The following is an 11910-nucleotide window of genomic DNA, read 5'->3' as shown; positions in this document are numbered from 1 at the left end:
GCCGACGACGGCCCGGACAGGCACCGGCGCCCGGCCGTCTCGGAAGGCGGCCGCACCCCCGCCGGGGTCAGTCCTCCCCGTACCGCGGGTCCACCGTCTCCGGCGTCAGCCCCAGCAGGTCGGCCACCTGCTCGACCACGATCTCGTGCACCAGCGCGGCCCGCTCGTCGCGGCCCTTGCTGCGGATCTCCACCGGCCGCCGGTAGACGATCACCTGCCCCCGGCGCCCGTCCCGGGCGGCGACCGTCGCCCCCAGCGGGACCGGCTCGTCGCTCCAGGACTGCCCCGGCCCGTCCAGGCGGGGCACCTCCAGCACCACGAAGTCCACCTCGGCCAGTTGCGGCCAGTGCCGCTCCAGCCGGTCCACGGAGTCCTGCACCAGATCCGCGAACACCTCGGCACGGCTCGCGGCGAGCGGCACCTGCGGCGGTGCGATCGGGCCGCGCATGCCCCGGCCGTGGCGATCACGCCGGCGGGGCCCGGGACCTGCGGAACGGGGCGGTACACGGTTGTCCATCACCGCTGAAGCCTAGTCCTCGCCGCCCCTCCGCGCCCGGTTGCGCACGGCATCCCGGCCACCACGCCGCCCACCCGGACGCACCTCGTTCGCCCCCGCCGTCCGGGCGGGGCGCCCGACCACGTGTCGCATCTGCGGGAGGCCCGATCTCATGGACGTCTCAAGGAGATTGGCGGGGTTTGACCCCACTCGTGACCGCCGCAGGGGGTGTTGGAGATCTCGTCACCCGGGCCCGCGCAGGTCAGAAACGTGTGTCAGAGTGGGTGTGTGGGGTGTTTCACAGCACGACACGGGGGAGTGACCTGGTGGAGAGTCGTCGCGGCCCGCTCAAGAGTGCGGTACCGTCCAACGTCGTGAGCCCTGTACGTCGCTGTTCGCGCACCGCTTGCGGCCGTCCCGCCGTAGCGACGCTGACGTACGTCTACGCCGACTCGACCGCGGTCCTCGGCCCGCTCGCCACCTACGCCGAACCCCACTGCTACGACCTGTGCGCCGAGCACTCCGAGCGCCTCACCGCCCCGCGCGGCTGGGAGGTCGTCCGGCTCCTCGACGGTTCGGCCCCCGCCCGCCCCAGCGGCGACGACCTGGAAGCGCTCGCCAACGCGGTGCGCGAGGCCGCCCGCCCCCAGCAGCGCGCGGCCGAGGCCGGCGGGGTGCGCGGCGCGGATCCGATGGAGGTCGCGCGGCGCGGCCATCTGCGGGTGCTCCGCTCGCCTGAGAACTGACGAAGCCGTTCCTCGCGAAGACCGGCGAATCCGTTCGCCTCGGGCCGAGTCGGCGCGGCGGCCTCCCGCACCGCACCGCCCCCGCCCCTCGCCTGCACCGGCCGTACCCGCCGGAACGGGTAGTTTGTGGGGACGGATCGGGACGTCGGGTGCGGCGTCGGTGTTCAGAAGGGTTGGCCGTGACTGCTGATCTGTCGCAGCTCGTGAAGGCGTACGACGTGCGCGGCGTCGTCCCGGACCAGTGGGACGAGCCGCTGGCCGAGCTGTTCGGCGCGGCCTTCGTCCAGGTGACCGGCGCCGGCGCCATCGTCACCGGGCACGACATGCGGCCCTCCTCGCCCGGCCTGGCCGGCGCCTTCGCGCGCGGCGCGGCCCGTTCCGGCGCCGACGTCACCGAGATCGGCCTCTGCTCGACGGACCAGCTGTACTACGCCTCCGGCGCGCTCGGCCTGCCCGGCGCGATGTTCACCGCCTCGCACAACCCGGCGCGGTACAACGGCATCAAGATGTGCCGTGCGGGCGCCGCCCCCGTCGGCCAGGACACCGGACTGTCCCGCATCCGCGAACTGGTCGAGGAATGGAGCGAGTCGGGCGCCCCCGAACCGGCCGCCCGCACCGGCGCGGTCACCCGTCGCGACACCCTGGAGGACTACGCGGCACACCTGCGCTCCCTCGTGGACGTGACCTCGATCCGCCGGCTGAAGGCAGTCGTCGACGCGGGCAACGGGATGGGCGGCCACACCGTCCCCACGGTCCTCGCCGGGCTGCCGGTCGACCTGGTCCCGATGTACTTCGAGCTGGACGGCACCTTCCCCAACCACGAGGCCAACCCGCTCGATCCGGCCAACCTCGTGGACCTGCGCGCCCGGGTCCGCGCGGAGGGCGCCGACCTCGGGCTCGCCTTCGACGGCGACGCCGACCGCTGCTTCGTCGTGGACGAGCGCGGCGAGCCGGTCTCCCCGTCCGCGATCACCGCGCTGGTCGCCGCCCGCGAACTGGCCCGCAACGGCGGCACGGGCGCGGTCATCCACAACCTCATCACCTCCCGGTCGGTCGCCGAGGTGGTGCGGGAGCACGGCGGCACCCCGGTCCGCACCCGGGTCGGCCACTCGTTCATCAAGACCGAGATGGCCCGGACCGGCGCCATCTTCGGCGGCGAGCACTCCGCGCACTACTACTTCAAGGACTTCTGGAACGCCGACACCGGCATGCTGGCCGCCCTGCACGTCCTCGCGGCCCTCGGCGGCCAGGACGGCCCGCTGTCCGCCCTCGTGGCGCGCTACGACCGCTATGCCGGCTCCGGCGAGATCAACTCCACCGTCGAGGACCAGGCAGCCCGGATCGCCGCGATCAGGGCCGCCTACACCGGCCGCCCGGACGTCACCCTGGACGACCTCGACGGCCTCACGGTCAGCGCCGCCGACTGGTGGTTCAACGTCCGCCCCTCCAACACCGAGCCGCTGCTCCGTCTGAACGCGGAGGCGCGTGACGAGGCCACGATGGCCAAGGTCCGCGACGAGGCCCTCGCGATCATCCGGGCCTGACCTCCCGCCCGGTCCGAGGGCCTTCGGCCGCGCCGCCGCCGAGCCCGCGACCGGCGGTACCCTGACCAGGCACGTCCGTACAACCGCACACGCACTCCCGCGCCCCGAAGGGAACCCTCATGCCGCTCGAAGCCGGCCTCCTGGAGATCCTCGCCTGCCCGGCCTGCCACTCTCCCCTGAAGGAGGAGGACGCCGAGCTGGTCTGCACCGGCCAGGACTGTGGCCTCGCCTACCCCGTGCGCGACGGCATCCCCGTGCTGCTGGTCGACGAGGCCCGCCGCCCCGCCTGACCGGCGAGCGGCGTCCCAGGCGCCGTTCCGCCGTCCCGACGACTCGCCGTCCCGAGGCCCCGGCGCTCGGAGCCCGATCGGAGGCTGCCGCCCATGCTCGACGAATCGCTGCTCGACGACCCGGAGGCGCTCGCCGCCGCCGACCGACGCGGACTGCTGCGCGGCGCCGCCGAGGCCGGCGCCCGGGTCCGCACCGCCGCCCGGCACGCCGCCGAGGCCGGCGTGGCCGGACTCAAGCCGGACGGCCGTCCCCGCGCCGTCCTCATCGCCGGTCCCGGCGCCGCCGCCACCCACGCCGCCGACCTGCTCGGTACCCTGGCCGGAGCCGGCAGCCCCGTCACCCGGCTGGCGCCCACCGGCGTGGCCACCGCCGCCGGCGCCCTGCGCTGGGAACTGCCCGGCTGGGCCGGCTCCGTCGACCTGCTGCTGATCGCCACCCCCGACGGCACCGAACCGAGCCTCGGCGTCCTCGCGGAACAGGCCTACCGCCGCGGCTGCGCGGTCGTCGCCGTCGCCCCCGCCGGCACCCCGCTCGCCGAGGCCGTCGAAGGCGCGCACGGCTTGTTCCTCCCGATGGCGACGGCCCCCTACGACCACGACGAGCCGCTGGCCGGCTCCGCGCCCGGCGTGCTGTGGGCGCTGCTGACCCCGCTGCTCGCGCTCCTGGACCGCATCGGCCTGCTCGCCGCGCCGCCCGACGCCCTGGAGGCCGCCGCCGACCGGCTGGACCTCGTCGCCGAGCGCTGCGGCCCCGCCGTCGCCACGTACAACAACCCGGCCAAGACCCTCGCCGCCGAACTCGCCGACGGGCTGCCGGTGATCTGGACCGAGGGCGCCGCGGCCGGCCCCGCGGGCCGCCGCTTCGCCGCCGTGCTCGCCGAACTCTCCGGCGTCCCCGCCGCCGTGGCCGAACTCCCCGAGGCGCTCGCCGCGCACGACGCCCTGCTCGCCGGCCCGCTGGCCGCCAGCGCCGACCCGGACGACTTCTTCCGCGACCGGGTCTCGGAGCCGCCGGCCCTGCACGCGCGTGTGGTGCTGCTGCGCGACCGCCCGCTCGGCGGCCTCACCGCCGCCCCTGCCGCCCGTGACCTGGCCCTCGGCCATGACACGCCGATCAGCGAGCTGGAGCCCGAGCCCGGCGGCGAGGTCGAGGCCCTCGCGGAACTCATCGCTGTCACCGACTTCACCGCGGTCTACCTGGCCCTCGCCTCCCGCGCCTGACCCGCGGCCGCCCGCGCCGACACGGACGTACCCGCCCCCCACAGACGTACGCGCCTCCCATGGTCGTACGACAATCTGACGGACGTACGGACACCCTCCCGGTCGTACGGCGTCGTACGGGCCCGCCCGGCCCGGCCCGCCGTGCCCGCCGCCCGGCCCGCCCGGAAAGAACCGCAGAGAGAAGCGCATGGACCGCCTCGACAACACCGTCCGCCCCTACGCCTGGGGTTCCACCACCGCCATCCCGCACCTCCTCGGCGTCGAGCCGACCGGCGAACCCCAGGCGGAGATGTGGATGGGCGCCCACCCCGGCGCGCCCTCGCGCACCGCCCGCGGCACCCTCGCCGACCTCGTCGACGCCGCCCCGGAACGCGAACTCGGCGCCGCCACGGTCGCCAGGTTCGGCCCCCGCCTGCCCTTCCTGCTCAAGCTCCTCGCCGCCGGCGCGCCCCTCTCCCTCCAGGTCCACCCCAACCTGGAACAGGCCAGGGAGGGTTACGCCGACGAGGAGCGCCGCGGCGTCCCGCTCGACGCCCCGCACCGCAACTACAAGGACGCCAACCACAAGCCCGAACTCATCTGCGCCCTCACCGAGTTCGACGGCCTGTGCGGCTTCCGCGAGCCGGCCGAGGCCGCCGCCCTGCTCGCCGCCCTCGGCGTGGACGCCCTGAAGCCCTACGTCGACCTGCTGCGCGCCCGCCCCGAGGAGGCGGCACTGCGCGAGGTCCTCACCGCGATCCTCGGCGCCGACCGCGAGGACACCGCCCGCACCGTCCACGAGGCCGCGGCCGCCTGCGACCGCCTCGGCGGCGACCACGCCCCGTACGCCGCCATCGCCCACCACTACCCGGGCGACCCCGGCGTCCTGGCCGCGATGCTCCTCAACCACGTCCGCCTCCAGCCCGGCGAGGCACTCTTCCTCGGCGCCGGCGTCCCGCACGCCTACCTCGACGGCCTCGGCGTGGAGATCATGGCCAACTCCGACAACGTCCTGCGCTGCGGCCTGACCCCCAAGCACGTCGACGTCCCCGAACTCCTGCGCGTCGTCCGCTTCGAGGCCGGCGACCCCGGTGTCCTGCGCCCCGAGGCCGCTCCCGACGGCGAGGAGGTCTACGAGACCCCCATCGACGAGTTCCGCCTCTCCCGCTACCTCCTCGCGCCCGGCGCCGCCCCCCGCGACCTCACCCTCGGCGCCCCGCAGATCCTGCTGTGCACGGCGGGCGCCGTCGAAGCCGGCGAACACCGGCTTACGCCGGGGCAGTCCGTGTTCGTCCCGGCCGAGGACAAGGCCGTGGTGTCCGGCGAGGGCACCGTCTTCCGGGCCACCGTCGTCGTCTGACCCCGCCCGGCGGCCCGGCGGGCACCTGGCACACCGGTCCGGAGCCGGGCTGCAACAATGGCCCACCGGCAAAGGGCGGGCAAAGACCGCGACCGGCACACAGACGTGCGGCGCGGGTACCCGCCCGCACACGGACACCAGCGCACGAAGGCGAAGGGACACCCCGAACACATGAGCGCGTCAGGCGGCAGCAGGGCGATCGTGGCGGCACTCGGCGCCAACCTCGCGATCGCGGTATCGAAGTTCGTGGCCTTCGCCTTCAGCGGCTCCTCGTCGATGCTCGCCGAGGGCGTGCACTCGCTCGCCGACTCCGGCAACCAGTTCCTGCTGCTCATCGGCGGCAAGAGGGCCCAGCGCGAGGCGACCCCGCAACACCCCTTCGGCTACGGCCGCGAGCGTTACATCTACGCCTTCCTCGTCTCCATCGTGCTGTTCTCCGTCGGCGGCATGTTCGCCATCTACGAGGGCTACGAGAAGATCACCCACCCGCACGAGCTGGACAACTGGTACTGGCCGGTGGCGGTGCTCGCCTTCGCGATCTGCGCCGAGGGCTTCTCCTTCCGCACCGCCATCAAGGAGTCCAACGAACTGCGCGGCAAGCTGTCCTGGGGGCAGTTCATCCGCCGCGCCAAGGCCCCCGAGCTGCCCGTCGTCCTCCTGGAGGACTTCGGCGCGCTGATCGGCCTCGTCCTCGCCCTCGGTGGCGTCGGACTGGCCCTGATCACCGGCGACGGCGTCTGGGACGGCATCGGCACTCTCTGCATCGGCGTGCTGCTGGTCGCCATCGCCCTCGTCCTGGCCGCCGAGACCAAGTCGCTGCTGCTCGGCGAGGCCGCAGGCGTCGACGTGGTCCGGCAGATCGAGGACGCCACCGTCGACGGCGAGAGCGTCACCCGCATCATCCACATGCGCACCCTCCACCTCGGCCCGGAGGAACTGCTGGTCGCCGCGAAGATCGCCGTCCGGCACGACGACACCGCCGCCGAGGTCGCCGCCGCCATCGACGCCGCCGAGGCCCGCATCCGCGCCGCCGTCCCCATCGCCCGCGTCATCTACCTGGAACCCGACGTCTACAGCGAGGCCGAGGCCGCCAAGGGCCCCGACCCCGAGGCCACCCCGGGCGGCCCCACCCCGCACACCGGCGGCCACTGAACCCGCCGACCGACCCCGCACCCAAGGGGCCCGCCGATCACCGGCGGGCCCCTTCGGCGTCCACGAACGGCCGGATCCGTTCGCAGGCCCACTGGGGGCCGCACCGCCCTCCGGTGTAGCTTGGGACGGAGCCAGACGTCGCTGCTGATGGCGGTCGGGCGATCCGGTGACGGACCGTCCGAGGGAGAGAGGGCCTCCGACGGACTGCGCTGCGCGCACGCGGGCATGCCTGTGTCCTCCTCGGGCACCCCTGTGTCCGCCGCCGCGCAGGTCAGCCGTACCCACCTCGACCCAACCACCGAGGAGCAGCCCGTAATGACGACTGTCGACAAGCGACAGGACTTCAAGGTCGCCGACCTGTCCCTGGCCGAGTTCGGCCGCAAGGAGATCACCCTCGCCGAGCACGAGATGCCGGGCCTGATGGCGATCCGCAAGGAGTACGCCGAGGCGCAGCCGCTGGCCGGCGCCCGCATCACCGGCTCCCTGCACATGACCGTGCAGACGGCCGTCCTGATCGAGACGCTGGTGGCGCTCGGCGCCCGGGTCCGCTGGGCGTCCTGCAACATCTTCTCCACCCAGGACCACGCCGCGGCCGCCATCGCCGTCGGCCCGAACGGCACCCCGGAGAACCCCCAGGGCGTCCCGGTCTTCGCCTGGAAGGGCGAGACCCTGGAGGAGTACTGGTGGTGCACGGAGCAGGCCCTGACCTGGCCCGACGCCGCCACCGGCGGCCCGAACATGATCCTGGACGACGGCGGTGACGCCACCCTCCTCGTCCACAAGGGCGTCGAGTACGAGAAGGACGGCAAGGTCCCCTCGCCCGACACCGCCGAGTCCGACGAGCACCGCGTCATCCTCCAGCTGCTGACCCGCACCCTGGGCGAGACCCCCCAGAAGTGGACGCAGCTGGCCTCCGAGATCCGCGGCGTCACCGAGGAGACCACCACCGGCGTCCACCGCCTGTACGAGATGCAGCGCGACGGCACCCTGCTCTTCCCGGCGATCAACGTCAACGACTCGGTGACGAAGTCGAAGTTCGACAACAAGTACGGCTGCCGCCACTCCCTGGTCGACGGCATCAACCGCGCCACCGACGTCCTGATCGGCGGCAAGACCGCCGTGGTCTGCGGCTACGGCGACGTCGGCAAGGGCTGCGCCGAGTCCCTGCGCGGCCAGGGCGCCCGCGTGATCATCACTGAGATCGACCCGATCTGCGCCCTCCAGGCGGCGATGGACGGCTACCAGGTCACCACCCTGGACGAGGTCGTCGAAACCGCCGACATCTTCGTCACCACCACCGGCAACAAGGACATCATCCTCGCCTCCGACATGGCGAAGATGAAGCACCAGGCCATCGTCGGCAACATCGGCCACTTCGACAACGAGATCGACATGGCCGGCCTCGCGAAGATCCCCGGCATCGTCAAGGACGAGGTCAAGCCGCAGGTCCACACCTGGACCTTCCCCGACGGCAAGGTCATCATCGTGCTGTCCGAGGGCCGCCTCCTCAACCTCGGCAACGCCACCGGCCACCCGTCGTTCGTGATGTCCAACTCCTTCGCGGACCAGACCCTGGCCCAGATCGAGCTGTTCACCAAGCCCGACGAGTACCCGACCGGCGTCTACGTGCTGCCCAAGCACCTCGACGAGAAGGTCGCCCGCCTCCACCTGGACGCCCTCGGCGTCAAGCTCACCAAGCTGCGCCCGGAGCAGGCGGCGTACATCGGCGTGGACGTCGACGGCCCGTACAAGGCCGACCACTACCGCTACTGACCGAGGCCGAGCCGCTTCCCGCGTCTCACCCAGGTCCCCAGAGGCAGGCCCCCGCACCCCCGTGCCGGGGGCCTGCCCCTTTCGGGCCGGAACCGGCGGCCGTCACACACGCCGGACCGACTCGCCGAGGCGACCGGACAGGACCGGGAACCGATCCCGCCAGGCCCGACCCTCAGAACCCAGGACCCCCATGCCCCGCGGCCGCTATTCGCTTCTCGATCCGCACGATCACACCCCTTTCGCGCACGAGCACTTCCAGTGCGCCCCCGGCCCCTCCGGCTGGCGCTACGTCTCCCAGGTCACCACTCCCGCCGGCGACCACCGCGGCTCCGTCGACCTCGCTCTCGACGAACTCGGCCGCCCCCTCCGCCTCGAACTCCACGCGGGCGGCTGGCAGGTGCGCGGCGCCGCTCTCGACGGCGTCACCTGGGTCCGCACCGACCCCACCGGAACCCACGCCACCGAAGGCAATGTGCGCGCCCACGCCTTCACCGGCACGTCCCCCGCGTTCCTCGTCGCCACCGCACGTCTGCTGCGCCTCACCCCCTCCGCCGCGGCCACCCGCGTACGCCTCGTCGACTTCACGGAACCGGTCCTCGCCCCCCTTACCGTGGACCAGTCCTGGACCTTGGTGGAAAGAGAAGCACACGCCACTGACAACGGCCCCCTGATCGTGGACACGTACCAGGTCACAGCCCTGGACACGGGCGAGCGGCACACCGTCCACCTGGCCGGCGACGTGGTGGTCGCAGCCCCCGGCGTCGAGCTGGACGACCTCCAGTCACCGCCGTCGGTCTTCGTCTCCTGACCGGTCCCCGCCGCTCCCGAACGCCCCGGCGCACCTCCCGCCGACGAGATCCGGACACCCGGCCCCGCACCCGCTAAGCCGGCGGCACGAACCCCGTACCGCCCCGCCCCGACGTCACCGCGTCCTGACCCGGGGAGGGAGCTGTGGGCGCCGGGGAGGGAGCCGAGGCGGGCACCGCGGTCGGCACCGGAGGAACAGCCGGCCCCTGCGGGCCGGCCGACGCCGACGGGAAAACCGGCGGCTGCGGGGCGACCGGCGCGAACGGTCCCCGCGAGGAGGCAGGCGGCTGCGAGACCCCCGGCATCCCGGGCGCCGCCGGCGCCCGCCCGCCGTTCCCGAACGCCCGCCTGGCCTCCCGCACCTGCCGCTCCTGCAACACGGCGGCCAGATACATGGCGGGTGGTACCCCGGGCGGCGCCGGAGTGCCGGTACGGGCCGCGATATCGGTGGCCAGCCGCTGCGCCATGCCCCAGCCGACCTGCGGGTCCAGCTGGTGCATCCGCGTCAGGTACTGCCGGACCGCCAGCCACAGCCCGTCGGGCACCGCCGACAGATCGAGCGCCTGGAACCGCCCGGCCAGCCAGGGCGGCGGCGGAGGAACGAAGGACGCCTGCCCGCCGGCCACCCGCTCCCGTACGACCAGGGTGCCCGCGAACACATCGCCCAGCCGGCGCCCGCGCGCCGACACGAACGAGGCGACGCAGGCGACCACCCCCAGCGTCATCAGGATCTCCACGACACCGATCGCCCCGCGCACCAGCGCGTGCCGGAACCGGATCGGTCCGCCGTCGTCCCGCACCACCCGCAGCCCGCACGCCATCTTCCCGAGCGACCGCCCGTGGCTGAGCGTCTCCACCGCGATCGGACCGCCGACCAGCACCAGCAGGAAGCTCGCGATCGACAGCGCGATCTGCGCCGCCTCGTCCATCGACGCCGTCGCGACCACCACACCCACGGACACGGCGACATAGGCCGCCCCGGCCACCGTCAGGTCCAGCAGCACGGCCAGCATCCTGCTGGGCAGCCTCGCCGGGCGCAGCTCCAGCGGCACCGCCTCGCCCGTGATCAGTTCGCTCACGCCGTCGTCCTTCCCCTGACCTGCCCCTCGGACCGCCAGTCTGCCAAGCTGAGTCCCGTCCCGCCGCAACAGGACAAGCTGACGCATCCCGTGGGCAGTCGAACAACCAGCCGAGGAGCAGGCAGACAACGATGGACCTGGACGTCTTCGTCTCCGCCCACCGGGCCGAGTGGGACCGCCTCGACGCCCTGCTGCGCCGTCGCCGTCGCCTCACCGGCGGCGAGGCCGACGAACTCGTCGCCCTCTACCAGCGCGCCGCCACCCATCTCTCCCTCATCCGGTCCAGCGCCCCGGACCCGCAGCTGACCGGCCGGCTCAGCCAGCTGGTGGCCCGCGCGCGCAGCACGGTCACGGGCACCCGGAAGGCGTCGTGGCGCGACGTCACCCGGTTCCTGCTGGAGGGCTTCCCGGCCGCGGTCTACCGGGCGCGCCACTGGTGGGTGCCCACGGCGGTCCTGTCCACCGTCGTCGCGGCCCTGCTGGGCTGGTGGATCGCCGCGCACCCGGAAGTACAGGCCACGATCGCGGCCCCCGACGAGCTGCGCAGCCTCACCCGGCCGGGCGGCGAGTACGAGACCTACTATTCGAGCCATCCCGCCACGGCCTTCGCCGCCCAGGTGTGGACGAACAACGCGCAGGCCGCCGCCATGTGCCTGGTCCTGGGCGTCTTCCTCGGGCTGCCGGTCCTGTGGATCCTGTTCGAGAACATGCTCAACCTCGGCGTCGGCATCGGGCTGATGTCCTCGGCCGGCCGCCTCGACACCTTCCTCGGCCTGATCCTTCCGCACGGTCTGCTCGAACTGACCGCGGTGTTCGTCGCCGCCGGCACGGGCCTGCGCCTCGGCTGGACCCTGATCGACCCGGGCCCCCGCTCCCGGCGCACCGCCCTGGCAGAGGAGGGCCGGGCCGCGGTCGGCATGGCGATCGGACTCGCCCTGGTCCTCTTCGTCTCCGGAGCCATCGAAGGGTTCGTCACCCCGTCCGGCCTGCCCACCTGGGCCCGCATAGGCATCGGCGTCGTCGCCGAACTGGTCTTCCTGGCCTACGTGTACGTCCTCGGTGGCCGCGCCGTGCGCGCCGGCGACACAGGTGACCTGGTGGCCGCCGAACGCAGCGCCGCCGTGCCGACGGCCGCGTGATGTGCGGTCACGGCTCTTGAGCTGCTAGTCTCCTCTTCGCCCCGCCGGAGCCGTTGACACGGAGCCGGAGGGGAGGTAGATTCGAACACTTGCCTGGAGCTGGACCTGATCCGCACAGGTGATCGTGAACATCTATCCGCTTCCGAAATCATCGATTTCCTGGAAGCCCCCGATGAATCGGAAACAACGGCCGGTCAGACCGGCGCGAGACTTCTGATAAAGTCGGAATCGCCGGAAAGGGAAACGCGGAAGCGGGAACCTGGAAAGCGCCGAGGAAATCGGGTCGGGAAGATCTGGTAGAGTCGGAAACGCAAGACCGAAGGG

General features: G+C 73.2%; 11 protein-coding genes. 9 read left to right on the top strand and 2 right to left on the bottom strand.

Going from position 1 to position 11910, the window contains the following annotated elements; translation table 11 throughout:
- Window positions 1–67: 67 nt before the first annotated feature.
- Entirely contained in the window at window positions 68–517 is a 450-nt protein-coding gene (locus tag AB0N63_RS28970; RefSeq protein ID WP_365533477.1) for a metallopeptidase family protein, read from the bottom strand.
- A 305-nt stretch (window positions 518–822) separates the two neighbouring features.
- On the opposite strand from AB0N63_RS28970, the gene AB0N63_RS28965 reads away from it, so the two are divergent.
- The 8 genes from AB0N63_RS28965 (at window position 823) to AB0N63_RS28930 (ending at window position 9369) form a co-directional block, all read left to right on the top strand.
- Window positions 823–1242, top strand: coding sequence for a DUF3499 domain-containing protein (locus tag AB0N63_RS28965; protein ID WP_365533324.1), 420 nt, complete (start codon window positions 823–825; stop codon window positions 1240–1242).
- A gap of 179 nt (window positions 1243–1421) precedes the next feature.
- Complete coding sequence (locus AB0N63_RS28960) at window positions 1422–2786, top strand: phosphomannomutase/phosphoglucomutase (RefSeq protein WP_365533322.1); 1365 nt, start codon at window positions 1422–1424, stop codon at window positions 2784–2786.
- 119 nt (window positions 2787–2905) lie between these two features.
- Window positions 2906–3076 (top strand): Trm112 family protein, encoded by a 171-nt coding sequence (locus AB0N63_RS28955; protein WP_009188957.1) that lies wholly within the window; start codon window positions 2906–2908, stop codon window positions 3074–3076.
- Between the two features lie 93 nt (window positions 3077–3169).
- On the top strand, window positions 3170–4297 hold the full coding sequence (locus AB0N63_RS28950; protein ID WP_365533320.1) for an SIS domain-containing protein: 1128 nt from the start codon (window positions 3170–3172) through the stop codon (window positions 4295–4297).
- 187 nt (window positions 4298–4484) lie between these two features.
- Complete coding sequence (gene manA, locus AB0N63_RS28945; protein WP_365533318.1) at window positions 4485–5636, top strand: mannose-6-phosphate isomerase, class I; 1152 nt, start codon at window positions 4485–4487, stop codon at window positions 5634–5636.
- Window positions 5637–5807: 171 nt separating this feature from the next.
- Entirely contained in the window at window positions 5808–6788 is a 981-nt protein-coding gene (locus tag AB0N63_RS28940) for a cation diffusion facilitator family transporter (RefSeq protein ID WP_365533316.1), read from the top strand.
- A gap of 315 nt (window positions 6789–7103) precedes the next feature.
- On the top strand, window positions 7104–8561 hold the full coding sequence (ahcY, locus tag AB0N63_RS28935; protein WP_365533313.1) for an adenosylhomocysteinase: 1458 nt from the start codon (window positions 7104–7106) through the stop codon (window positions 8559–8561).
- Window positions 8562–8751: 190 nt separating this feature from the next.
- Window positions 8752–9369, top strand: coding sequence for a hypothetical protein (locus tag AB0N63_RS28930; RefSeq protein WP_365533310.1), 618 nt, complete (start codon window positions 8752–8754; stop codon window positions 9367–9369).
- A 73-nt stretch (window positions 9370–9442) separates the two neighbouring features.
- Here AB0N63_RS28930 and AB0N63_RS28925 read toward each other — a convergent pair whose 3' ends face one another.
- The gene (locus tag AB0N63_RS28925; RefSeq protein ID WP_365533307.1) at window positions 9443–10447 is read right to left on the bottom strand and encodes an RDD family protein; all 1005 of its coding nucleotides are present in this window, start codon (window positions 10445–10447) and stop codon (window positions 9443–9445) included.
- A gap of 131 nt (window positions 10448–10578) precedes the next feature.
- Here AB0N63_RS28925 and AB0N63_RS28920 point away from each other — a divergent pair, with 131 nt between their 5' ends.
- Window positions 10579–11586 (top strand): stage II sporulation protein M, encoded by a 1008-nt coding sequence (locus AB0N63_RS28920; protein WP_365533305.1) that lies wholly within the window; start codon window positions 10579–10581, stop codon window positions 11584–11586.
- Window positions 11587–11910 lie beyond the last annotated feature (324 nt).

The organism is Streptomyces sp. NPDC093260 (assembly GCF_040683715.1).
In the GTDB taxonomy this organism is placed as follows: domain Bacteria; phylum Actinomycetota; class Actinomycetes; order Streptomycetales; family Streptomycetaceae; genus Streptomyces; species Streptomyces sennicomposti.
This window is presented reverse-complemented; position numbering and strand designations above follow the sequence as displayed.